The 21,748-nt window shown below is 73.1% G+C and carries 23 protein-coding genes; 11 read left to right on the top strand and 12 right to left on the bottom strand.

The window, feature by feature from the left end; translation table 11 throughout:
* Nucleotides 1-279: 279 nt before the first annotated feature.
* Nucleotides 280-666 (bottom strand): VOC family protein, encoded by a 387-nt coding sequence (locus tag O7618_RS21660; RefSeq protein WP_278107959.1) that lies wholly within the window; start codon nucleotides 664-666, stop codon nucleotides 280-282.
* On the bottom strand, nucleotides 599-1,138 hold the full coding sequence (locus O7618_RS21655; RefSeq protein WP_278107958.1) for an AAA family ATPase: 540 nt from the start codon (nucleotides 1,136-1,138) through the stop codon (nucleotides 599-601). The genes O7618_RS21660 and O7618_RS21655 overlap by 68 nt, the downstream gene beginning before the upstream one ends.
* A 276-nt stretch (nucleotides 1,139-1,414) precedes the next feature.
* Here O7618_RS21655 and O7618_RS21650 point away from each other — a divergent pair, with 276 nt between their 5' ends.
* Both O7618_RS21650 and O7618_RS21645 read left to right on the top strand, forming a co-directional pair.
* On the top strand, nucleotides 1,415-2,191 hold the full coding sequence (locus O7618_RS21650; RefSeq protein WP_278107957.1) for an HAD-IIB family hydrolase: 777 nt from the start codon (nucleotides 1,415-1,417) through the stop codon (nucleotides 2,189-2,191).
* A gap of 197 nt (nucleotides 2,192-2,388) precedes the next feature.
* Nucleotides 2,389-4,182: an adenylyl cyclase gene (locus O7618_RS21645; protein ID WP_278107956.1), complete on the top strand. Its 1,794-nt coding sequence runs from the start codon at nucleotides 2,389-2,391 to the stop codon at nucleotides 4,180-4,182.
* A gap of 47 nt (nucleotides 4,183-4,229) precedes the next feature.
* Here O7618_RS21645 and O7618_RS21640 read toward each other — a convergent pair whose 3' ends face one another.
* The 3 genes from O7618_RS21640 to O7618_RS21630 form a co-directional block, all read right to left on the bottom strand.
* Nucleotides 4,230-4,820, bottom strand: coding sequence for an ATP-dependent Clp protease proteolytic subunit (locus tag O7618_RS21640; protein WP_278107955.1), 591 nt, complete (start codon nucleotides 4,818-4,820; stop codon nucleotides 4,230-4,232).
* Between the two features lie 168 nt (nucleotides 4,821-4,988).
* Nucleotides 4,989-5,621, bottom strand: coding sequence for a helix-turn-helix transcriptional regulator (locus tag O7618_RS21635; RefSeq protein WP_278107954.1), 633 nt, complete (start codon nucleotides 5,619-5,621; stop codon nucleotides 4,989-4,991).
* A 106-nt stretch (nucleotides 5,622-5,727) separates the two neighbouring features.
* Nucleotides 5,728-6,660, bottom strand: a complete 933-nt coding sequence (locus O7618_RS21630) for a hypothetical protein (protein WP_278107953.1) — start codon at nucleotides 6,658-6,660, stop codon at nucleotides 5,728-5,730.
* A gap of 489 nt (nucleotides 6,661-7,149) precedes the next feature.
* Here O7618_RS21630 and O7618_RS21625 point away from each other — a divergent pair, with 489 nt between their 5' ends.
* Nucleotides 7,150-8,163, top strand: coding sequence for a potassium channel family protein (locus O7618_RS21625; protein ID WP_278107952.1), 1,014 nt, complete (start codon nucleotides 7,150-7,152; stop codon nucleotides 8,161-8,163).
* A 70-nt stretch (nucleotides 8,164-8,233) separates the two neighbouring features.
* On the opposite strand, the gene O7618_RS21620 is transcribed toward O7618_RS21625, so the two are convergent.
* A complete protein-coding gene (locus O7618_RS21620) occupies nucleotides 8,234-8,701 on the bottom strand; it encodes a MarR family winged helix-turn-helix transcriptional regulator (protein ID WP_278107951.1) in 468 nt (155 codons plus the stop codon).
* 83 nt (nucleotides 8,702-8,784) lie between these two features.
* On the opposite strand from O7618_RS21620, the gene O7618_RS21615 reads away from it, so the two are divergent.
* Entirely contained in the window at nucleotides 8,785-9,432 is a 648-nt protein-coding gene (locus O7618_RS21615; protein ID WP_278107950.1) for an NAD(P)H-dependent oxidoreductase, read from the top strand.
* A gap of 66 nt (nucleotides 9,433-9,498) precedes the next feature.
* Here O7618_RS21615 and O7618_RS21610 read toward each other — a convergent pair whose 3' ends face one another.
* From O7618_RS21610 to O7618_RS21600, 3 genes are all read right to left on the bottom strand, one after another.
* A complete protein-coding gene (locus tag O7618_RS21610; RefSeq protein ID WP_278107949.1) occupies nucleotides 9,499-10,533 on the bottom strand; it encodes a 2-oxoacid:ferredoxin oxidoreductase subunit beta in 1,035 nt (344 codons plus the stop codon).
* Nucleotides 10,526-12,373, bottom strand: coding sequence for a 2-oxoacid:acceptor oxidoreductase subunit alpha (locus O7618_RS21605; RefSeq protein WP_278107948.1), 1,848 nt, complete (start codon nucleotides 12,371-12,373; stop codon nucleotides 10,526-10,528). The genes O7618_RS21610 and O7618_RS21605 overlap by 8 nt, the downstream gene beginning before the upstream one ends.
* 199 nt (nucleotides 12,374-12,572) lie before the next feature.
* Nucleotides 12,573-14,009 (bottom strand): hypothetical protein, encoded by a 1,437-nt coding sequence (locus tag O7618_RS21600; protein WP_278107947.1) that lies wholly within the window; start codon nucleotides 14,007-14,009, stop codon nucleotides 12,573-12,575.
* A 128-nt stretch (nucleotides 14,010-14,137) separates the two neighbouring features.
* Between O7618_RS21600 and ndhC the strand changes: the two genes are divergently transcribed.
* Entirely contained in the window at nucleotides 14,138-14,515 is a 378-nt protein-coding gene (gene ndhC, locus O7618_RS21595; protein WP_278107946.1) for an NADH-quinone oxidoreductase subunit A, read from the top strand.
* Nucleotides 14,516-14,517: 2 nt separating this feature from the next.
* Here ndhC and folP read toward each other — a convergent pair whose 3' ends face one another.
* The gene (gene folP / locus O7618_RS21590; protein WP_278110108.1) at nucleotides 14,518-15,387 is read right to left on the bottom strand and encodes a dihydropteroate synthase; all 870 of its coding nucleotides are present in this window, start codon (nucleotides 15,385-15,387) and stop codon (nucleotides 14,518-14,520) included.
* A gap of 370 nt (nucleotides 15,388-15,757) precedes the next feature.
* Between folP and O7618_RS21585 the strand changes: the two genes are divergently transcribed.
* The 4 genes from O7618_RS21585 (at nucleotide 15,758) to O7618_RS21570 (ending at nucleotide 18,167) form a co-directional block, all read left to right on the top strand.
* Entirely contained in the window at nucleotides 15,758-16,378 is a 621-nt protein-coding gene (locus O7618_RS21585; protein WP_278107945.1) for a DivIVA domain-containing protein, read from the top strand.
* Nucleotides 16,375-16,872 (top strand): SRPBCC family protein, encoded by a 498-nt coding sequence (locus tag O7618_RS21580; RefSeq protein WP_278107944.1) that lies wholly within the window; start codon nucleotides 16,375-16,377, stop codon nucleotides 16,870-16,872. Before O7618_RS21585 ends, O7618_RS21580 begins: the two co-directional genes overlap by 4 nt.
* 61 nt (nucleotides 16,873-16,933) lie before the next feature.
* Nucleotides 16,934-17,518, top strand: a complete 585-nt coding sequence (locus O7618_RS21575) for a DNA-3-methyladenine glycosylase I (protein WP_278107943.1) — start codon at nucleotides 16,934-16,936, stop codon at nucleotides 17,516-17,518.
* 25 nt (nucleotides 17,519-17,543) lie between these two features.
* Nucleotides 17,544-18,167, top strand: a complete 624-nt coding sequence (locus O7618_RS21570; protein ID WP_278107942.1) for a hypothetical protein — start codon at nucleotides 17,544-17,546, stop codon at nucleotides 18,165-18,167.
* A gap of 6 nt (nucleotides 18,168-18,173) precedes the next feature.
* Here O7618_RS21570 and O7618_RS21565 read toward each other — a convergent pair whose 3' ends face one another.
* Together O7618_RS21565 and O7618_RS21560 are read right to left on the bottom strand one after the other, a co-directional pair.
* Nucleotides 18,174-18,965 carry an enoyl-CoA hydratase-related protein gene (locus O7618_RS21565; RefSeq protein WP_278107941.1) on the bottom strand — a complete coding sequence of 264 codons (792 nt, stop codon included), beginning with the start codon at nucleotides 18,963-18,965 and terminating at the stop codon, nucleotides 18,174-18,176.
* 4 nt (nucleotides 18,966-18,969) lie between these two features.
* Nucleotides 18,970-19,788, bottom strand: a complete 819-nt coding sequence (locus O7618_RS21560; RefSeq protein WP_181571519.1) for a PaaX family transcriptional regulator C-terminal domain-containing protein — start codon at nucleotides 19,786-19,788, stop codon at nucleotides 18,970-18,972.
* 190 nt (nucleotides 19,789-19,978) lie between these two features.
* Between O7618_RS21560 and O7618_RS21555 the strand changes: the two genes are divergently transcribed.
* Together O7618_RS21555 and O7618_RS21550 are read left to right on the top strand one after the other, a co-directional pair.
* Entirely contained in the window at nucleotides 19,979-20,146 is a 168-nt protein-coding gene (locus O7618_RS21555; RefSeq protein ID WP_013283866.1) for a DUF3117 domain-containing protein, read from the top strand.
* A 144-nt stretch (nucleotides 20,147-20,290) separates the two neighbouring features.
* Nucleotides 20,291-21,748, top strand: a complete 1,458-nt coding sequence (locus O7618_RS21550; protein WP_278107940.1) for a leucyl aminopeptidase family protein — start codon at nucleotides 20,291-20,293, stop codon at nucleotides 21,746-21,748.

Here is a 21,748-nt window from a genome sequence, read left to right as displayed (position 1 = left end):
CCGTTTACCCCCCGAAAACCCCTCCCCAGAACTTACTACGAGTGACAAGCAGCGATAAGTACAAGACAGTGTTCGTGCAGGTCAATGCCAAAATGCGACCAGCGATGGCAAGCCTGACAGGGTAACGGTTGGTAACCGTGTGTCGCAGGTTCGAATCCTGCCGGGGGCACCTCGAAAATCAGCAAAATCGCTGCCCATGGCGATGCATCGATTGCCGATCGTGGCGGAGGGCATGGATCGGTGTCAGTGCGTCGATCGCCGTCGCCACCGGCGGTCCGCTCAGGCGACCCTCGAGACGATCTCGACGAGGTTGCCGTCGGGGTCACGGAGCAGCGCGTTGCGGTTGGCGTTGCCGGAGTCGTGCGGGGCCTGGACCGTCGGCACGCCGGCAGCGGTGAGTCGCGCGAAGGCCGCGTCGACGTCGGGCGTCCAGATGACCAGCGCCATGGCGGGGCGGCCCGGTTCGGCAGTCACGCCGTGCGCCCGCCGGGCCGCCTCGACCGTGCCGAGCCCGACGGTGAACCCGCCGAGCCGGAGTTCGACGTGCTCCGGGACGCCCTCGCTGGGGGTCCGGAACGTCTCGGTGAAGCCGAGCAGGTCACGGTAGAAGCGGATGCCCGCCTCGATGTCGGTGGTGTAGAGATTGACCAGCGCTGAGTTGAACACGCGTACAGGCTAGGCGTTCGAGGTGCCCGACGACCGCCTCGACGGGCCCGGAGGCGTCGATCTCGGCGGTGGCGGTCGCCCGCAGCAGCGGCTCGACCTCGGTCAGGTTCCGCAGGATCTCGGCCCGCTCCTCGGCGCGCTTCCCGTACGGGTTGTCGGTGCGGCGGGCGATGCGCGACAGCAACACCTCGGCCGGGGCGCTGAGCAGCACCACCTGGTCGAAGCTGCGATGGAATCGGCCCTGGTTGCTCTTGCAGCCCGCCACGAAGAGATGCCCGGCGTGGTGCCCTTCCAGCAGCGCGACGACCGCGTCCTCCCGCCACACCCAGTCGGTCGAGCCGTCGGGTAGCGTCACCCACCGGCTCCAGCGCTCGGTGTCGGTGTCGACGGCGCGGTGGCCGCGCGCGGCCAGGGCGCGTAGGACTGTCGACTTACCGGTGCCGGACATGCCGGTGACGAGGACCTTCGCCATCATCGAAGCCTAGGCCAGCCGGTAGACCGACACGTGGGAGCGGGACTCCCCGGTGAACTCGGCGCCGGAGACGTCGGCGCACACCGCCCCGACCGAATCGCCCACCGGGAACGAGGTGGCGTGCCGCGGCGTGTGTCACCGCCTTTTCGGGCCGCCGCTCGCGGTCGTCTTGTTACCCTCCGTCAACAGGCCCAGTTCGCGGGCGCTCAGAGAGGTGCCAGGTCGCACCGGTACCCTGCTAGTCCCGGCCGGCCCGCGACGACACATGAGGTATTCGTGAACGATCTTCGAGTGGTGGCGTTCGACCTGGACGACACCCTGGCGATTTCCAAGTCCCAGATCGATCGTCGGATGGCGGACCTGCTCGGTCACCTGCTCGCCGAGGTGGACGTCCTGGTCATCTCCGGTGGCCGGTTCGAGCAGTTCCAGGCGCAGGTGTTGGCCCACCTCGACCTCACCGAGGAGCAGCGCGACCGGCTGCACCTGATGCCCACCTGCGGCACCCGCTACTACCGCTGGTCCGACGGGGACTGGCGGCTGGTCTACGCGGAGGACCTGAGCGAGGCGGACAAGGCCCGCGTGGTCGCCGCGCTGACCGAATCGGCGCAGGCGCTCGGGTTGTGGGAGTCGAAGACCTGGGGCGACATCGTGGAGGACCGGGGCAGCCAGATCACGTTCTCCGCGCTGGGGCAGTCCGCCCCGCCGGCCGAGAAGTACGGCTGGGACCCGGACGGGAGCAAGAAGAAGAAGCTGCGGGACGCGGTCGCCGCGAAGCTGCCCGACCTGGAGGTCCGGGGCGGTGGTTCGACCTCGATCGACGTGACGCGCAAGGGCGTGGACAAGGCGTACGGCATGCGGAAGCTGCTGGAGCATCTCGACCTGAAGACCGACAACGTGCTCTTCGTGGGGGACCGGCTCGACGTGGGCGGCAACGACTACCCGGTGAAGGCGATGGGCATCCGCAGCGTTGCGGTGACCCGCTGGGAGGAGACCGCCGACTACGTCGAGACCCTCGTCGACGACCTCGTGAAGCAGCGCGCCGAGCGCGCCTGACCGCCGCTCGGGCGAGCAGGCCGGGCCGTTCGGCAGAGCGCGGCGCGGATCGCCTCGGCCGGCGTGGTCGGCGCGCGCCCGAGCAGCGTCGCGAGGCTTCCCGGTTCCGGAACCCAGAAGTCTGGTGGGATCGACGACGGTGAGGTAGGAACAGCTCGGAGAGCGCTCTCCGTTCCCATCACCGAACAGGCAGGCAGATGCGATCACCCGACCCCTCCCGCCGCCGCTTCCTCACGCTCACCGCCTCGGCGGCCTCGCTCACCGCCCTCGGCCTTCCGGCCGCCGCCGCCGCGTCCCCGGCCGCGCGACCCGGCCGGCCCGCCCACGAGCCCGACCTCGGCCCGAACGTCCTCGTCTACGACCCGAGCACGCCGGTCGCGGAGATCCAGTCCGACCTGGACCGCATCTTCGCCGCCCAGGAGCACAACGAGATGGGCCTCGACCGGTACGCCGTGCTGTTCAAGCCCGGCCGCTACGAGGTGGACGCCCGGCTCGGCTACTACACCACCGTCGCCGGTCTCGGCGCCCACCCGGACGACGTGGAGATCCACGGCGCGGTCCGGGTGGTCGGCCAGCCCGACCCGAACTCGCCGGCCGGCATCTCCGCGCTGACCAACTTCTGGCGCTCGGCCGAGAACCTCGCCGTCACCCCGACCGACTGGTCGAACCAGTGGGCCGTCTCGCAGGCGTCGCCGATGCGCCGGGTGCACGTCAAGGGCATCCTCTGGCTGGAGCCCGGCAACGGCGGCTACTCCAGCGGCGGCTTCATCGCCGACTCCAAGGTGGACGGCATCACCATCAACGGCTCCCAGCAGCAGTGGCTCACCCGGGACAGCGAACTCGGCGGCGACTGGACCAACGGAGTGTGGAACCAGGTCTTCTCCGGCGTCGTCGGCGCGCCCGCGCAGGGCTTTCCCGACCCGCCGTACACCACGCTGCCGACCAGCCCGGTGATCCGGGAGAAGCCGTACCTCTTCGTCGACGGCGCCGGCCGCTGGCGGGTCGCGGTGCCGAGGCTGCGCCGGGACACCGCGGGCACCACCTGGGCCGCCGGCGGCGCGCCGACGCCCTCGCTGCCGCTGGCCGACTTCTACCTCGCCCGGCCCACCGACTCGGCGAAGCGGATCAACGCCGAACTCGCCCGGGGGCGGCACCTGCTGCTCACCCCCGGCGTCTACCGCCTCGACCGGGCGCTGCGGATCCGCCGGCCGAACACCGTCGTGCTCGGCCTCGGCATGCCCAGCCTCGCGCCGGTCACCGGCGACGCGGCCCTGCGGATCGAGGACGTCGACGGGGTACGGATCGCCGGGGTGCTCGTCGACGCCGGGCCGGTCGAGTCCGAGGTGCTGGTCGAGGTCGGCGGGCGGCACAGCCACCGCTCGCACGCGACCAACCCGATCTCGCTCCAGGACGTCTTCTTCCGCATCGGCGGCCCGTACGCCGGCCGCGCGGCGACCAGCCTCGTGGTCAACAGCCGGCACACGCTGATCGACAACATCTGGGCCTGGCGCGGCGACCACGGCAATCCGGGCACCATCGGCTGGACCGTGAACACCGCCGCCACCGGCGTGGTGGTCAACGGCGACGACGTGACCGCGTACGGGCTCTTCGTCGAGCACTACCAGCGCTGGCAGACGGTGTGGAACGGCGAGCGCGGCCGGACCGTGTTCTACCAGAGCGAACTGCCCTACGACCCGCCCAGCCAGGCGGCCTGGCGCAGCCCGACCGGCGACGGCTGGGCCTCCTACCGGGTGTCCCCGCACGTACGCACGCACGAGGCGTGGGGGCTCGGCGTCTACGCCTACTTCAACCAGGGCGTGGACATCCGCTGCGACCGGGCGATCGAGGCGCCGCGCCGGGCCGGCGTGCGGTTCCACGACGCGATCACCGTGTTCCTGGACGGCAGCGGCGGGATCGAGCGCACGATCAACGAGGTCGGCACCCCGGTCGTCGGCTCCTACGGCACCAGCCCGGTGGTCAGCTACCCCTGACCGGCGCGGGCGGCCCGGCTGGTGTCACACCGGCCGGGCCGCACCGGTCAGGCGGCGAGCTGGTCGACGCGGGAGAGGACCTGGTCGACCAGCCCGTACTCGCGGGCCTCCTCGGCGGTGAACCAGCGGTCGCGGTCCCAGTCGCGCTGGATCTCCTCCAGCGTGCGGCCGCTGTGCTCGGCGATCAACTCCTGCATGGTGCGCTTCACGTGCAGCATGTTCTCCGCCTGGATGGTGATGTCCGCGGCGGTGCCACCCATCCCGCCGGAGGGCTGGTGCATCATGATCCGCGAGTGCGGCAGCGCGAACCGCTTGCCCGCCGCGCCGGAGCAGAGCAGGAACTGGCCCATCGAACCGGCCATGCCGAGCGCCAGCGTCGCCACGTCGTTGCGGACGTACCGCATCGTGTCGTAGACCGCCATGCCGGCGCTCACCGAACCGCCGGGCGAGTTGATGTAGAGAAAGATGTCCTGCTCCGGGTCCTCGGCGGCGAGCAGCAGGATCTGCGCGCAGATCTGGTTGGCCGACTCGTCGGTGACCTCGGTGCCGAGAAAGATGATCCGTTCCTTGAGCAGTCGTTCGAAGACCCGGTCCCCGAAGACCGGCTGCCCCTCGTCCCGCATCCAGACGCTGCCCATGACCGCCCACCTCCGTAGCGCCGGCGGGCGGGGGACCGCCCGGCGAGCCGGCGGTCTCCAGCGTCCGTCGGGCATCGGCTCGCGACCCAGGCTTTCTGCCGGGGGCAGATTCGCCCCTCGGCAGAAGCCGGGCCGGCCTCGGGCGCGGCGCCGCGCCGACCTCGACGGCTACGCCGCGACCGGGCGCCGTCGAGCCGCTCGGGCCCGGCGCCGGGCCAGCGCCGGTGAGGTACGCGGACGCGGGCGCACGGCCGGCGTCGGGATCAGCCAGATCCGGCTGCCGGCACCGAACAGTGCCGGCGCACCGTCACCGAGCGGCGGGCCGACAGGCGTGGGGGAGAAGCCCGTCGGACGCAGCGCACCGCCGAAGAGCGGGGTGCGGCCGACCGGGCGGTCGGCGGGCGCCGGCGTCGGGGCGGCCGGACGGGCGGGAAGCGGCGCGTGCGGGCCGGCCGGGCGGCGGGTGGCGTGCAGCCGGGGCGGGCCGACCCGCAGCTGCGGGCCGCCGCGGGCGGCGGGGACCCGCTCGATCCGGGCCAGCGGGACCCCGGGGCCGACCGGCGTCGGCCGCTCCCGGCGCAGCTCGTCGCGCGCCTCCTCGAGCAGGTCGGCGAGGTGGATGCCGAGCGCCCGGCAGATCGCCGCCAGCACCTCCGAGGATGCCTCCTTGCGGCCCCGCTCGACCTCGGACAGGTAGGGCAGGGAGACGCCGGCGGCCTGCGCCACCTCGCGCAGCGTGCGGCCCTGGCGCAGGCGGATGCGCCGCAGCACACCACCGATCACCCGTCGCAGCAACGACATGCCGGCCTCCTCGCGGTCGCCGTTCGCCGACGCCACCCATCATGCCCCGTCCCGGCGGTGTGGACCGGCCCGGTCGGCCCCGTGGCGCCGACCGGGCCGGTGCCGGTCAACGCCAGACGACGGCGCGGCTGTGGAAGCTCGGCGAGAGGTAGTCCACCTGACCGGCGATCAGACCGGCGTCGTTGACGTTGATCGCGACGCTGCTCACCGCCCCGTCCGGCAGCGGCAGCAGCTGTGAACTCGTCGTCGGCGTGGGCCAGATCATCGCCCGGCTGGCGACGCCGCCGGTGCCGACGACCAGACCCGAGTCGTTCACCGACTGTGCCGTCGGGGAGGCCGAGCTGGTGGCCAGCCGCCGCATCGTCGAACCGTCCCAGAAGAACGCGGCGAACTGGTCGTCCGCGGTCCAGCTCGTGCCGACCACCTGACCGAGGTCGTTGATGCCGTTGGCGGTGCTGGTGGGGCCGCCCAGGGTGCCGAGTGACCGGAGGACCCCGTCGCGCCAGACGAACGCCTGGTTGACGAACGGGGGATCGGTCCAGTCCTTGAAGCCGTACGTGCCGGCGACCGTGCCAGCCTCGTTGACGGCGGCCGCGCTCGCACCCGGCGGCGCGTCGATCGCGATCTCGGTGTTCCCGGTCCGGACGAACGCCCGCCGCCCGCTGAAGCTGTCGGTCACGTGGTAGGTGCCCACCACCCGGTCCCCGGCCGTGTCGAACGCGATCGAGAAGATGCCACCGGTCAGCCCGAGATCCTGGATCTTCCCGTTGACCCAGGCCACGGCGTGGCTGTTGCCGTCGGCGGCCTGGGCGGTGCCGACGATCCGGCCCTGCTCGTCGATCGCCTCTGCCTGGCTGTTCGGACCGCCGAGCGTGCCCAGGTCCTCGATCCGACCGTCCACCCAGCGAACCGCGTGCCAGTAGCCGCTGGCCAACTCCGCCGCGCCCACCACCACCCCGGCGGTGTTGACGTCGTACGCGGTGCTGCCCGGGCCGTCCAGCCCCGGCAGCACGACGGCCGCCCGGTCGGCCGTCGGCATCGGTGCCGGCGTGGTGGGAGCCGGGATGACGGTCGGTGACGCGGTAGGCGTCGGGTGCACGGTGGGTGTCGGGGAGACGGTCGGCGTCGGGCGCACGGTGGGCGACGGGGACAGCGTCGGGCGCACCGTGGGCGTCGGCGAGCGGTCGGGCGCGGGGAGACGGTCGGCGACGGGGCGACCGTGGGTTTCGGCCGGGTCGGCCGGGTCGTCTCCGGCGGGCGGTCCCCGGGCCGGCCCGCCACCGCGGGCGGCGTCCCCACCAGGGCCGTCCCCAGGACCACGGCCAGCGTGGTCAGTGCCATACGTGCGCGCATGCGACTCCCCCTCGTCACGATCGGGTTCTGAGTCTCACCCGCCAACGCGTCGATGAATGTGACGAGATCTTTACCGCTCGTGGCGCGAGGGCCGGTCCCCGGCCCGCCCGGCCGACTCGGGGCGTACCGGCTATCTTGAGGGCGTGCAGGCGACGGTGGCGGAGCGGGACCGACGGTGATCCATTTTCCCGCGCAACGGCGTGGGCCGCTGAGCGCGCTGAGTCTGCGCCTGCTCGCCGCCCTGGGGCTGGTCTTCGCCACGGTCTTCGTCGTCTGGCTCGACCGAAACGGTTACCGCGACGTCAACGAGGACGGGCTGAGCCTCCTCGACTGCTTCTATTACACGGTGGTCTCGCTCTCCACCACCGGCTACGGCGACATCACCCCGGCCAGCCCCTCGGCCCGCCTGATCAACGTCCTCTTCATCACCCCGGCCCGGGTGATCTTCCTGATCATCCTGGTCGGCACCACCCTGGAAGTCCTGACCGAGCAGTACCGGACCGGCCGTCGCCTGTCGCGGTGGAGGAGAACCGTGAAGGACCACGTCATCATCTGCGGCTACGGCACCAAGGGCCGCAGTGCGGTCTCTGCGCTGCTGGAGAACGGGGCGGACAAGTCCAAGATCGTCGTGGTCGAACGGAGCGGGCCGGCGTTGCGCCAGGCCACCTCGAACGGACTGGTGACGATCGAGGGCTCGGCGACCCGCTCGTCGGTGCTGGAGGAGGCGCACGTCCGTACCGCCAAGGCGGTCATCATCGCGACCGACAGCGACGACGCGTCGGTGCTGGTGGCGCTCACCGTCCGGCAGCTCACCGCCGGCCAGGTCCGGATCATCGCGGCGGTCCGGGAGGCGGAGAACGCGCCGTTGCTCAAGCAGAGCGGGGCGCACCACGTGATCGTCTCGTCGGCGACGGCCGGCCGGTTGCTCGGCCTCTCCACCTCGGCCCCGCCGCTGATCGACGTGGTGGAGGACCTGCTCACTCCCGGGCAGGGCATGGCGCTGGCGATGCGTTCGGCCGAGCGCAGCGAGGTGGGCCGCTCGCCGCGTGAGCTGGAGTCGCTGGTCATCGCGCTGGTGCGCCGGGGCAAGGTGGTCACGCTCAACGACCGCGCCGGCGCGGTGATCGAGACCGGCGACATGCTGGTCCACGTCCGCGACGACCGGCCGCAGGCGACCACCACGGTCTGAACCCGGCCGTCCCGCGTCACACCTGGCGCCGGCCTCCGCCGAGGCGGTGGGCGGGCCCGTCACGCTCCGCTCAGCAGGTGTCGGGCACCGCCTCGGTGCACTGCGCCGCGCAGCCCTGGCTGGCGCGCCGCAGCAGATCGTAGAGCTGGTCCCGCTCGTCGGGTGCCAGCGCGCCCAGCACGTCGTTCTCCGCGTCGGCGAGCGCGCACTCCGCCTCGCGTAGCCGCTTCGCGCCCGCCGCGGTCAGGCTCACCACGTGCCGGCGGCGGTCCTCCGGAGAGCGGCGCCGCTCGACCAGGCCGCCCGCCTCCAGGTCGTTGAGCAGCCCGACCACGTTGGTGCCGTCGATCTGGAGCGTGCCGGCCAGACCCTGCTGGCTGATGCCGTCCGACTCGCGCAGCACGGTGAGCGCCACCAGGTGCCGGGGGCGCAGCCCGAGCGGTGTCAGCGCCGACTCCGAGCGCAGCAGCATCCGCCGGGCCAGATGTTGCAGCAGTGGCCCGGAGCGACGCCCCGACTCGGCGGGCCCGGCTGACATGTGACTCAGTCTACGCGGAACGAGGAACATCGGCCTGCTATAAATAGTTGGTGCTACACGAACGATCTGTGGAGGAGTAATCAATGGCACACCTGTTGCACATCGACTCGAGCATCACCGGCGAGCGGTCGGTCAGCCGGCGGCTCACCGCCCGCGCGGCCGCGGCCTGGCGCGCCGCCCACCCGGGCGGCACGGTCACCTACCGGGACCTCGGCCAGCACCCGCTGCCGCACCTCGACACCGCGGGTGGCCTCGCCCGGTCGGTCCCACCCGATCAGCACAGCCCGGAGCAGCGGGCGTCCTGGCGGCTCACCGAGGAGCTGGTGGCCGAGGTCAAGGGCGCCGACACGGTCCTGCTCGGCCTGCCGCTCTACAACTTCGGGCCGCCGAGCAGCGTCAAGGCCTGGGTCGACCACCTGATCGCACCCGGCATCGCGCTCGACCCGGAGACCGGCGCCGGGCTGCTCGGCGGTCGTGAGTTCATCGTGTTCGGCACCCGGGGCGGCGGCTACGGCGCCGGCACCCCGCGCGAGGGGTGGGACCACGCCGAGCCCTGGCTGCCGCACGGGCTGTCCCGCACCGGCCTGGAGCCGCGGTTCATCTCGGCCGAGCTGACCCTCGCCCCGGTCAACCCGGCGATGGCCGAGCTGATCCCGCTGCACGAGGCGAGCCTCGCGGCCGCCGAGCGGGCCATCGACGAGCTGTGGACGCCGGTTACCGCCGGGGTCTGAGACGACCGTGGGCGGGCCGTTCCGGGTCGGAACGGCCCGCCCACGCCTGCGCGGATCAGCCGAGGATCAGAGGATGGTCCAGGTGTCGCCGCTGCCGAGCAGCGCGGAGAGCTGCTGCTCCGGGGTCTGGTCGACATCGGCCCGCGCCGCGGCGACCTGCTCCTGCACCACCGTGTCGTAGGCCGGCCGCTCCACCGCGCGGAACACCCCGAGCGGGGTGTTGCGCAGGTCGAGCCCGGGCAGCCGGGACAGCGCGAACGCGTACGCCGGGTCGGCGACGGTCGTGTCGTGCACGACGATCTCCTCCGCCGGGGTGGTCGCGGTCTCCCGGACCTCGAGCCCGAAGCCGCCCGGCGGGTGGACCACGCAGAACTGCCCGTCGCGGCCGAACGTGATCGGCTGCCCGTGCTCCAGCCGGATCAGGAAGTCGTCCCGGGTGGCCGGCTCCTTCAACGGCTCGAACGCGCCGTCGTTGAAGATGTTGCAGTTCTGGTAGATCTCGACGAACGCGGAGCCCTTGTGCTCGGCGGCGGCCCGCAACACCGACTGGAGGTGCTTGCGGTCCGAGTCGAGCGTCCGGGCCACGAACGTCGCCTCGGCGCCGAGCGCCAGCGACAGCGGGTTGAACGGCGCGTCCGCGGAGCCGACCGGGGTCGACTTGGTGATCTTGCCGACCTCGGAGGTCGGCGAATACTGGCCCTTGGTCAGCCCGTAGATCCGGTTGTTGAACAGCAGGATCTTCAGGTTGACGTTGCGGCGCAGCGCGTGGATCAGGTGGTTGCCGCCGATGGACAGCGCGTCGCCGTCACCGGTGACCACCCAGACCGACAGGTCCGGTCGGGAGACCGCCAGGCCGGTGGCGATCGCCGGGGCGCGGCCGTGGATCGAGTGCATGCCGTACGTGTTCATGTAGTACGGGAAGCGCGACGAGCAGCCGATGCCCGAGATGAAGACGGTGTTCTCCCGGGCGATGTTCAGCTCCGGCATGAAACCCTGCACGGCCGCCAGGATGGCGTAGTCGCCGCAGCCGGGGCACCAGCGCACCTCCTGGTCGGACTTGAAGTCCTTGGCGGTGAGCTTCAGGGCGACGGGCTCAGACATTCTTCAGGACCTCTTCCAGCGTCGTCTCCAGCTCGGCGGCGGTGAACGGCAGGCCGCGGACCTGGTTGTAGCCGATCGCGTCGACCAGGTACCGCGCCCGGATCACGTGGGCGAGCTGGCCGAGGTTCATCTCGGGGACGACCACCCGCTCGTAGGAGCGCAGCACCTCGCCGAGGTTGGCCGGCATCGGAGCCAGGTGCCGCAGGTGGGCCTGGGCCACCTGGAGGCCGCGCTGACGCAGCCCCCGGCAGGCGGCGCCGATCGGCCCGTACGTCGAGCCCCAGCCGAGCACCAGCACCCGGGCGTCGCCGTCCGGGTCCTCGACCTCGATGTCCGGCACCGGAATGGTCTCGATCCGGGCCGCCCGGGTGCGGACCATGAAGTCGTGGTTCGTCGGGTCGTACGAGATGTCGCCGGTCTTGTCGGCCTTCTCCAGGCCGCCGATGCGGTGCTCCAGGCCGGGGGTGCCGGGCACCGCCCACGGGCGGGCCAGGGTCTGCGGGTCGCGCAGGTAGGGCAGGAAGGTGGTGCCGTCCTCGCCGTTGGGTCGGGTGGCGAACTCGACCCGCAGGTCGGGCAGGGACTCGACGTCCGGCAGCAGCCACGGCTCGGAGCCGTTCGCCACGTAGTTGTCCGACAGCAGGATGACCGGGGTCCGGTAGGTCAGCGCGATCCGGGCCGCCTCCAGCGCGGCGTGGAAGCAGTCCGACGGCGACTTCGGGGCGATCACCGCGACCGGCGCCTCACCGTGTCGGCCGTACAGGGCCATGTTCAGGTCGGCCTGCTCGGTCTTGGTGGGCATACCGGTGGAGGGCCCGGCCCGCTGCACGTCGACGATGACCAGCGGCAGCTCCAGCGCCACCGCCAGGGAGATCGTCTCGCTCTTCAGCGCCACGCCCGGGCCGCTGGTGGTGGTCACGCCCAACGAGCCGCCGTACGACGCGCCGAGCGCCGCACCCACCGCGGCGATCTCGTCCTCGGCCTGCATGGTGACCACGCCGAGCTTCTTGTGCTTGCTCAGCTCGTGCAGGATGTCCGACGCCGGGGTGATCGGGTAGGCGCCGAGGAACACCGGCAGCCCGGAGCGGACGCCGGCGGCCACCAGGCCCAGCGACAGCGCCGCGTTGCCGGTGATGTTGCGGTAGGTGCCCGGCAGCATCTTCGCCGGCTTGACCTCGTAGCGCACCGAGAAGTCCTCGGTGGTCTCACCGAAGTTCCAGCCGGCCCGGAACGCGGCCACGTTCGCCGCCACCAGTTGCGGCCGGGCCGCGAACTTGCGCTCCAGGAACCGCAGCGTCGACTCGTAGGGGCGGGAGTACATCCAGCTCAACAGCCCGAGCGCGAACATGTTCTTGGCTCGCTCGGCGTCCTTCTTGGAGACCTCGTGCTCGGCCAGCGCGCCGACCGTCATCGAGGTGAGCGCGACCGGGTGCACCGCGTAGCCGGCGAGCGAGTCGTCGTCCAGCGGGCTGCCGGCGTAGCCGACCTTGGCCAGGTTGCGCCGGGTGAACTCGTCGGTGTTGACGATGATGTCCGCGCCGCGCGGCAGGTCCGCCAGGTTGGCCTTGAGCGCGGCCGGGTTCATCGCCACCAGCACGTTCGGGGAGTCGCCGGGCGTCAGGATGTCGTAGTCGGCGAAGTGCACCTGGAAGCTCGAGACGCCCGGCAGCGTGCCGGCGGGCGCCCGGATCTCGGCCGGGAAGTTGGGCAGCGTGGAGATGTCGTTGCCCAACTGCGCCGTCTCCGAGGTGAATCGGTCGCCGGTGAGCTGCATGCCGTCACCGGAGTCGCCGGCGAACCGGATGACCACCCGGTCCAGCTGACGGATCTGCTTGGTCACTCCCGCACCTCGCTTCGCTGAGCGCCGTCACCTCCGCCGGCACGGCCCGCTCCGTTTCTCACGTCAGAGCCTACGTCGGCCGGTTAGGGCCGCCTTGGTGGAGGTCCGACGTGTGAGACTCGATTCGGCCGGTGTATGCCCTGCTTTGCGGGGTTTAGTACCGCACCCCGTAATCCAGGTCACCACATTTAGGGGGTGGTCAGTGGTCCGCCGTCGGCCCCGGCACGGTGATGTCGCTACGGCGGCGCAGCGAACGGGTGGCCAACGCCAGCGCGAGCACCACGAGCAGTCCCGACATGACAATGAGGGCGATCGCGATGCGCCGGGTCGAGGAGTCGTCGTCGGCGGAGCGACCGGACGAGGCCAACACCCCCTGCGAGCCGGTGGGCGTGGGCGCCCCGGCCGCCGGGGTGGAGCCGGCCGCCGCCGCGCTGATCCGGAAGCTCATCTGGACCTGCCGCTGGTGCCCGCTGCGTGGATCCAACCGGCCGATCACCGCGCCGGCGAGCGGGGCCATGCGCTGGGCCTCCGCCGACGCGGTCACCGGCAGCCGCAGGGTGGCGGTCCGGCCGGCCGGCAGCGTGCCGATCTCGCACCGGGTCCGGTCCGGCGCCGCCGGCGCGCACCCGTCGCCGTTCACCGTCACCCCGGCGGGAAGGAGCACCTCCACCCGGCCGGCGGCGTCGACCTCGCCGGTGTTGCCCAGTCGGACGGTGAGTGTGCTCGGCGCGCCGCTGATGTCGAAGAGGACCTCGTCGGCGCGCAGCGAGATGCCGGGCACCGGCGGCCCGGGCGGGAAGAGCACCGCGAAGCCCTCGTCGTCGTACGCCGCGCCGTCGACCCCGGGCGCGACGGCGGTGACCTGGACCGACCCGCTCAGCGGCATGGTCCGCCAGGCGTCCCCGGCGATCCGGACCCGGATGGTGGTGCTGAACCGGGCGCCCGGCGAGGCGGTCCACCCGCCGCAGCGGTGGTTGCCGCCGCCGGCGGCGACGCAGCCGGGAGTGCCGGCGTCGGCCAGGCCGGCCGGCAGCGTGTAGCCGAGGCTGACCTGCTCCGCCCGCGCGCCGGTGTTGGTCACCGTGACCCGCAGCGTGGTCACCGTGCTGTCGGCGTTCCAGTAGTCCGGCGTCAGCACCACGTCGTCCGTGCTCACCTGCACCCCGAGCGGCCCGCCGGCCGGCTGGGTGCGCGGTGGCGGCGGGGGCGGGGGCTGCACGGGCGGCATGACCGGCGGCGGCGCCGGGGCGGTGGTGGTCGGCGCGGTGGTGGTCGGCACCGGCGGGACCGTGGTCGGCGGCGGGGGCGCCGCGGTGGTGGTGGCCGGCGCCGGCGGGGTGGTGGGCGGCGGAGCCTCCTCCGTCGGCGGCGCGGTGGTCGGCGTGGGCGCGGTGGTGGTCGCGTCGCCGGTGGGCGTCGGCTCGGTCGGCTCGCCGCCGGGATCGCCGCCCGGGTCACCCGGCGCGGCCGGCTCGGCCAGCCGCACCACCCCACCCGCGGCGGCCGGGGCCGCCGCGGCCCAGCCCGGTGCCACCGCCACGACGGCTGCGGCCGCGGCGATCAGCGCGGGCGCGAACAGCGCGAGGGTTCGGCGGAGCGCGACCCGTGGTACGGGTCGGACGCGTGGGCGGGTCATCTGTCCTCCGGGGGACGTTGCGACGAGCTCTCATTATTCGGGGACCGTCGCCATCCGGCACTAGTCCCGCCAGGAAACGAATTCGTAACGTGTCCGAGACGCCTCGACGGGACCGGTACGCTCCGGTCGTGACCGGATATCTCGGCTCGTACGCCACGCTCGGTCTGCTGCTGATCGCCGCAGTGCTCTTCTTCGTCACGGCGTTCTCGGCGAACCGGGTGTTACGTCCGGCCCGCCCGGCCGAGCCGTGGGGCAAGCGGGCCTCGTACGAGTGCGGGCTCGACCCGGTCGGCGGCGACTGGGCCCAGATGCAGATCCGCTACTACGTCTACGCCTATCTCTACGTCCTGTTCGCGGTGGAGGCGGTCTTCCTCTTCCCGTGGGCACTGGTCTTCGACCGGCCCGGGTTCGGTGAGACCACGGTGGTGGAGATGGGCGTCTTCGTGGCGATCGTCGCGCTCGGCATCCTCTACGCCTGGCGGCGTGGCGTCCTGCGCTGGACGTGATCCTAGGCGAGCCCGCGCCGGGTCGCCGCCGGCGGGCGGTCACCCCGGATCGACGCCACCATGTCGAGCACCCGTCGGGTCTCGCGGACCTGGTGGGCGCGGAAGACCCGGGCGCCGAGCCAGGCCGAGACCGCGGTGGCGGCGAGCGTCCCCTCCAGCCGCTCGGGCACCGGCAGGTCGAGCGTCTCGCCGATGAAGTCCTTGTTCGACAGCGCCACGAGCAGCGGCCAGCCGCTGTCGGCCAGCTCGGCGAGCCGCCGGGTGATCTCCAGCGAGTGTCTGGTGTTCTTGCCGAAGTCGTGCGCCGGGTCGATCAGGATGCCGTCCCGCCGTACCCCCAGCCCGGCCGCCCGTTCCGCGAGCGCGGTGACCGTGTCGAGCACGTCGGCCACCACGTCGTCGAAGGCCGCCCGGTGCGGCCGGGTCCGCGGCGCGAGCCCGCCGGCGTGCGAGCAGACCAGCCCGGCGCCGGTCGCCGCGGCGACCCGGGCGAGCGCCGGGTCGGCCCCCGACCAGGTGTCGTTGAGCAGGTCCGCGCCGGCCGCGACCGCCTCCACCGCCACCTCGGCCCGCCAGGTGTCGATCGAGAGGACCACGTCCGGGAAGGCGGACCGGACCGCGGCGATGGTGTCCACCGTCCGGCGGATCTCCTCGGCCACGTCCACCTCGTCGCCCGGGCCGGCCTTCACCCCGCCGACGTCGACGATCTCGGCGCCGTCGGCCACCGCCCGCTCGACCGCGCGCAACGCGCTGTCCTGCGCGAACGTGGCACCCCGGTCGAAGAACGAGTCGGGCGTGCGGTTCACGATCGCCATCACCACCAGCTCGCCCGGGGCGAAGGTCCGCCCACCGAGCCGCAACGCCCCGCCCATGCCCGCCATACCCGTCTCCTCGTCTCCGCGCCCCGCATCGACCCGCTCCGAGATCGTGGTACGAAACGGCCCTTCGAGTGTGGAAGATCGCGGCTCGAAGGGCAGTCTTGCGGACTGCCCGGCCGGCGCCGTGGGCGTGTCGCGCCGGAGAGAGGGCATCGCCGGTGAGCGGTATACCTCTCGGTCATAATTATGACCGAGAGGCATACCGCATTTTCTTGGAGTCTCTTCTGAAACTCGACACGGAGAGTGAGCGGCGCTGATCGAGCAGCGTCGATGTGGTGTGTCGCCTGGCGCGCGGTCGCGTTGTTTCCGGACCGGAGGCCGCGGAGGGCTCGCCCGAACCCGGTCAGCATGCCACGATCTCTGCATGGGTCAGGTTCTCCTCCTCTTGGTCGTCGCGCTGACCGTCGCGGCAGTGGTGTTCGGAGTGACGGTGCTGGTCTCCGGGCGAGACCCGGGCCTGGTGCCGGCCGAGCCGGACGGGCGGTCCGTGCCCCTGCCGGGCGCCCGCCCGCTCGACGAGTCGGACGTGACCGACGTCCGGTTCGACACCGCGCTGCGCGGCTACCGGATGGCCCAGGTCGACGCCGCGCTCCGGCGGGCCGCCTACGACATCGGCTACAAGTCGGAGCTGATCGGCGTGCTGGAGGCCGAGAACACCGCGCTGCGGGAGGGGCGGACCGAGGACGCCGACGCGCTCCGCCGGGCGCGCGAGGAGGCCGCCACGGCCATCCCCGACGAAGCCGACCAGTCGACCGCCGACCCGATGACCATCGACCTGTCGGCGCCCGGGCCGTCGGCCGGCGCTGACCACACGGGCACCGGGGCCGCGGAGGCGGGTGTGGCGGAAGCGCCGGCCGCCGCCGCGGTGAAGGACAACACCGTCCCGGCGGGCGCGAGCGACGCCGGCCCGGTGGGGACGACCGGTCCCACGACCGTCGAGGGCGACCGGGAGCGCGGGGCGGCGGTCCGCTCGGAGTCGGCGTGACCGGCGCGGAGGGCTCCGCCGGCTTCGCCGAGGCGGCCCAGCCCGGCGCCGCGGAGGTCACCGCCACGGTGATCGTCGACGCGCCGGCCGAGCGGGTGTTCGCCGCGCTGACCGCGTGGGAACGGCAGTCGGACTGGATCCCGTTCACCACGGTCCGGGTGGTCGAGGGCGACGGCGGCGAGGGGAGCCTGATCGAGGCGGTCACCGCCCTCGGTCCGGCCGCGCTGCGCGACGAGATGCGGGTGGTCCGGGTCGACGCGCCCTACGAGGTCGGGGTGGTGCACTGCGGCCGGCTGCTGCGCGGTCCGGGCGTGCTGCGCTGCACCCCGATGGACCGCGACCGCACCCAGGTGGTCTGGCACGAGTGGTTCCACCTGCCCGGGGGGGCGGCCGGCCGGGTGGCCTGGCCGGTGCTCTGGCCCGGCTCCAAGTTCAGCCTGACCCAGGCGTTGAAGCGGTTCGCCCGGCTGGTCGAGCAGGGCCGCCTGCCCTGAGCCGCACGCCGGGCTGGGCGGCGGGCCCGGCCTGTCGGTGCCCTGGCCTACCGTGTACGGCGTGACTGACCTGGTGACCGGCGCCGACGGGCTGCCCCGCTGCGCCTGGGGAGCGAGCACCCCCGACTACGCCGTCTACCACGACGAGGAGTGGGGGCGGCCGCTACGCGGCGACGACGCGCTCTACGAGCGGCTGACCCTGGAGGCGTTCCAGTCCGGCCTGTCCTGGCTGACCATCCTGCGCAAGCGGCAGGCGTTCCGGCTCGCCTTCGACGGGTTCCGGATCGAGACGGTCGCCGGCTACGGCGAGGCCGAGCAGGCCCGGCTGCTGGCCGACGTCGGGATCGTGCGCAACCGGGCCAAGGTCGAGGCGGCGATCGCCAACGCCCGCGCCGCGCTCGACCTGCCCGAGGGCCTCTCCGCGCTGCTCTGGTCGTTCGCTCCCCCGCCCCGGCCGGCGCGTCCCCGGTCCTTCGCCGAGGTTCCGGCGCTCACCCCGGAGTCCACCGCGCTGGCCAAGGCGCTCAAGAAGCGGGGCTTCCGCTTCGTCGGCCCGACCACGGCATACGCGCTGATGCAGGCCACCGGCATGGTGGACGACCACCTCGCCGACTGCCACGTGAACGGCGACCGGCCCGAGCGGTGACCCGGCGGCGTGATGGGATTGGGGCATGACCGATACCGAGCCGCGGACGAGCGGGACGACCGACGGTGATCCCACGGCGGGCGCCTGGGCGGTGCTGCTGCCCGACCAGCGCTACCAGGCCGAGCGGCTGGTGCACCACGACGTGCTGGAGCTGACCGGGCTGCCGGCGGCGGCCCGCCCCCGCCCCGGTGACCGGGTGGCGGTGCTGATCGGTGAGCCGCTGCGGTTGGTGGCGCTCGGCCGGGTCACCCGGGCCGGCGTCGGGGGCCGGGAGGACCCGGACGACCCGCAGTCCGACGCGACGGCGGGCGCGCTCGTGGTGACATACATCCGTCGGGCGCTCGACGAGCCGGTGCCGGTCGACGGCCCGGCGTTGGACGGCCCGGTCGTCGCGCTCGACCCGGCGCGCTGGCGGGCACTGGCCGACCGGCTCGGGCCGCCGCCCGCGCGACGCACCTGGCTGGTCAGCCTCGACCTGCCGATCGAGGCGGCCTCGCGGGCCGAGGCGGTCCGCATCTTCTGGTCCTACGTGCAGGAGTTGGGCCCGCGTGAGCTGCCGGCGTTCGTCTCGCCCTCCGGTGACGAGCTGGCCATGCAGGCGTTCGTGCTCGGCGTCGAGGCCAACCAGGATCCGGAGGAGGACGACTGACCGCGCTCAGCGGCCCTCGAAGACCGGCTTCTGCTTGTTGACGAAGGCGATGGTCGCGGCCTTGTGGTCGGTGGTGGCCCCGCAGATCGCCTGGGCCTGCGCCTCGGCGGCCAACGCGTCGGCGAGCGTGCCGGCGTCGGCGACGGAGAGCTGGCGCTTGATCGCCCCGTAGGCGACGGTCGGGCCGGCGGCGAGGCGGGCGGCCAGCTCCTGCGCGGCCGGGAGCACCTGCTCGTCGTCGTCCACCAGCCGGGTGAGCAGACCCAGCCGGCAGGCGTCCTCGGCGCCAACCGGCTCGGCGAGCATCAGCAGCTCGACCGCCTTGGCGTGGCCGACCAGGCGGGGGAGCGTCCAGGAGGCGCCGGTGTCGGCGGCGAGCCCGACGCCGGCGAACGCCATCAGGAACCGGGTCTTCGGGCCGCCGATGCGGAAGTCGGCCAGGAACGCAAGCGACGCGCCGGCGCCGGCGGCCATGCCCCGGACCGCCGCGACCACCGGCTTGGGCAGGTTGGCCAGCCGGGCGGCGATCGGGTTGTAGTGCGCCCGCACGGTGTCCAGCGGTCGGGCGTCCGCCGACTCCAGGGTCCGCACGTGCTCCCGCAGGTCCTGCCCGGCGCTGAACGAGCCGCCCGCGCCGGCCAGCACGACCGCTCGGCAGGAGCGGTCGGTCTCCAACTCGGCCAGGACGTCCCGGAGCGCCTCCTTGAGCGCCACGTCGAGCGAGTTCATCGCCGTCGGGCGGTTCAGCGTCAGGGTGACGACGGCGTCGGTGCGGTCGACGAGCAACGGCTCGGTCACGTTTCTAACGACCCTTCTGTCGGGCGAGGCGGTTGCTGGCGTCGAGGCACTGCTCGACGTACCGGTCGGCGGCGGGCCGGAGCCGGGCCGCGTGGCGGTCGAAGAACCCGGCCGCGCTGGTGCCCGGCCAACGCTCGGGGAGCAGCGCCGGGGGCAGTTGCGGGTCCCGGAACAGGAAGGTACGCCACGCGTGCACGAGCCGGAACCGGGCCGCGTACGCCTCCTCGTCGCTGCTGCGGACCGTGACGCCGGAGAGCAGCGGCTTCTGCTCGGCGACGAAGCGTTCGTAGGCCCGGCCGATCTCGGTCAGGTCCCAGGCCCGGCGGACCACGCCCATCGCGCCGGGGGTGCCGGCCGCGTGGGCGGCGGTGAACCGTTCGAAGCGCACGCCCGCCTCGGCGAGCAGCAGGTCGACGTCCTCTCCCGGGCGGGTGGCCACCCAGGTGCAGTCGTCGAGGGTGCCGTAGCCGAGGAAGGTGAGGTTGGCGGCGAGCCGCTGCCGGTCCCGCCGCGAGGCGGGGGCCGCGAGGACGAGAAGATCGAACCGTCCGTCCCAACTGTGCCGACCGGTCCGGTAGATCCGGGAGGCCGCCTCGTCCAGTCGACGGCCCGCTTTCGGGGTGATCGAATATCCCGGTCCGGAGGCGAGCCGGAGGGGTTCCAGCCAGCCCTGGCGGACCATCCGGGAGACGGCGGTGCGCACCGCCGGTGGGGCGATCCCGAGTGGCGCCAGCAGCTTGACCAGCGCGGCGACCGGTGCGCGGCCACCCCTGGCGCGGAGGTGGTCGCCGTACAGGTCGAAGAGTGCCGACCGTGCCTGCATGACCGCACATTGTGACAGGCCTATCCAAGATAAGCTAGATGCTGTTACATCAATGCTGCTTCGGTTTGGGTCCGGCGGTGTTCATCAGGGAAAATCGTCTCTCGACGCCTCCGCGACGTTTGCGGGCGGCGATGGCGAAGTGGCTGTGGGGCAACCCACCGACCCTGGCGTAGGTCTGAGGGGAGACAACATGGCGGCGATGAAGCCGCGGACGGGCGACGGTCCGCTGGAGGTCACCAAGGAGGGTCGGGGCATCGTCATGCGGGTCCCGCTGGAGGGTGGTGGCCGGCTCGTCGTCGAGATGACTCCCGACGAGGCCACCGCGCTGGGTGACGCGCTGAAGGCGGCCGCCGGCTGATGCGAGGAGCGGTCCGCGCGGCACGCGCCGCGCGGGCGGTTCGTCCTACCCTGAGCCACCGGCTTGGCCGGTGGCTCAGGGCCTTCATCGGCCGGCAAGCGGCAATGTGTCCCGCTTAGAGCGTTTTCGGAGGTACGGTCCAGCGTGCTGGCCATTCGTCTGGTGAGCGGGTCCACCCGGCCCGACACCCTCGTCCTGCCCGTGCGTCCCGGTGGGCCGGACGCCCCGCCCGAGCTGGCGCCGACCGCGCGCCCGCCCGGTGACGACGTAGGGGCCGAGGCGGCCGCGCTGCTGCCCGCCACCCGCCTCACCGGCGCCGCCGGCGAGGTGCGCGAGCACCTTCGCCCCGGTGGCGCCCCGTCCCGCCTCTGGCTGCTCGGCGTGGGCGACGGCGACGAGCCGGCCTGGCGCTGCGCGGGCGCCGCGTTGGCCCGCGCCGCGGTGGATGAGACGCAGATCACGATCTCGCTCGCCGACGACGCCGCGGCGCTGCGCGGGCTCGTCGAGGGCCTGCTGCTCGGCTCCTACCGTTTCCGGCTCACCGAGGCCGGCCCGCGACCCGCCCTGGCCCGGGTGGACCTGTTGGTGGCCGATCCGGAGGCGCTGGCCGACACGCTGGCCGGGGCCCGCACCACCGCCGAGATGACCTGGCTGGCCCGCGACCTGACCAACACCCCCTCGTCGACCAAGCACCCGGAGTGGTTCGCCGACCAGGTGACCGCCGCCGCGTCCGGCCGACCCGACCTGCACCTGCGCGTCCGGGGCCCGCGCGAGCTGGCGGACGAGGGCTTCGGCGGGATCCTCGCCGTCGGGGGCGGCTCCGCCCGCGGCCCGCGCCTGGTCGAGCTGGACTGGCGGCCGGCCGACGCGCGTACCCACGTGGTGCTGGTGGGCAAGGGCATCACGTTCGACACCGGCGGCATCTCGATCAAGCCGGTGCCGGCCATGAAGCTGATGCGCAAGGACATGGCCGGCGCTGCCGCCGTGGTCGCCGCGACGCTGGGCGCCGCCGCGCTGCGGCTGCCGGTCCGGATCACCACGCTGGCCCCGCTGGCCGAGAACATGGTCAGCGGCTCGGCGTTCCGCCCCGGCGACGTCATCCGCCACTACGGCGGGCTGACCAGCGAGAGCACCAACTCCGACGCCGAGGGCCGGCTCGTGCTCGCCGACGCGATGGCGTACGCCGTCCGTGAGCTGAAGCCCGACCTGCTGGTCGACCTGGCCACCCTGACCGGGGCGAACGCGGTGGCCCTGGGCAAGCGGCACGCGGCGCTCTACAGCGAGAACGACGACCTGGCGGCCAGCCTGCTGGCCGGGATCGACGCGGCCGGCGAGCGGGCCTGGCGGATGCCGCTGCCCGACGACTACCTGGAATACCTGGCCAGCGACGTCGCCGACCTGCACAGCTCGCCGGCGCGCGGTGCGGGCTCGGTGGTGGCCGCGCTCTTCCTCCGGGAGTTCACCGGCGAGCTGCGGGACCGCTGGGCACACCTGGACATGTCCGCCCCCTCGTGGTCCGACGACGTGCACGGCGAACTGGTCAAGGGTGCCACCGGCTGGGGCGTACGCGGGTTGCTGCGCTGGCTGGCGACGCTGGGCTGA

The organism is Micromonospora sp. WMMD980, from assembly GCF_029626035.1.
Lineage (GTDB): Bacteria > Actinomycetota > Actinomycetes > Mycobacteriales > Micromonosporaceae > Micromonospora.
The sequence above is the reverse complement of the archived record's forward strand: the minus strand, read 5'-3'. Positions and strand labels throughout refer to the sequence as shown.

Excerpts from the sequence above, each read along its gene's own strand:
- O7618_RS21640 (WP_278107955.1), bottom strand. The coding sequence starts at position 4,820 with ATGGGCAGCGTCTGGATGCGGGACGAGGGGCAGCCGGTCTTCGGGGAC.
- O7618_RS21620 (WP_278107951.1), bottom strand. The coding sequence starts at position 8,701 with ATGTCAGCCGGGCCCGCCGAGTCGGGGCGTCGCTCCGGGCCACTGCTG.
- O7618_RS21585 (WP_278107945.1), top strand. The coding sequence starts at position 15,758 with ATGGGTCAGGTTCTCCTCCTCTTGGTCGTCGCGCTGACCGTCGCGGCA.
- O7618_RS21610 (WP_278107949.1), bottom strand. The coding sequence starts at position 10,533 with ATGTCTGAGCCCGTCGCCCTGAAGCTCACCGCCAAGGACTTCAAGTCC.
- O7618_RS21645 (WP_278107956.1), top strand. The coding sequence starts at position 2,389 with ATGCGATCACCCGACCCCTCCCGCCGCCGCTTCCTCACGCTCACCGCC.
- O7618_RS21630 (WP_278107953.1), bottom strand. The coding sequence starts at position 6,660 with ATGCCGACGGCCGACCGGGCGGCCGTCGTGCTGCCGGGGCTGGACGGC.
- O7618_RS21655 (WP_278107958.1), bottom strand. The coding sequence starts at position 1,138 with ATGGCGAAGGTCCTCGTCACCGGCATGTCCGGCACCGGTAAGTCGACA.
- O7618_RS21615 (WP_278107950.1), top strand. The coding sequence starts at position 8,785 with ATGGCACACCTGTTGCACATCGACTCGAGCATCACCGGCGAGCGGTCG.
- O7618_RS21600 (WP_278107947.1), bottom strand. The coding sequence starts at position 14,009 with ATGACCCGCCCACGCGTCCGACCCGTACCACGGGTCGCGCTCCGCCGA.
- O7618_RS21635 (WP_278107954.1), bottom strand. The coding sequence starts at position 5,621 with ATGTCGTTGCTGCGACGGGTGATCGGTGGTGTGCTGCGGCGCATCCGC.
- O7618_RS21555 (WP_013283866.1), top strand. The coding sequence starts at position 19,979 with ATGGCGGCGATGAAGCCGCGGACGGGCGACGGTCCGCTGGAGGTCACC.
- O7618_RS21570 (WP_278107942.1), top strand. The coding sequence starts at position 17,544 with ATGACCGATACCGAGCCGCGGACGAGCGGGACGACCGACGGTGATCCC.
- folP (WP_278110108.1), bottom strand. The coding sequence starts at position 15,387 with ATGGGCGGGGCGTTGCGGCTCGGTGGGCGGACCTTCGCCCCGGGCGAG.
- O7618_RS21560 (WP_181571519.1), bottom strand. The coding sequence starts at position 19,788 with ATGCAGGCACGGTCGGCACTCTTCGACCTGTACGGCGACCACCTCCGC.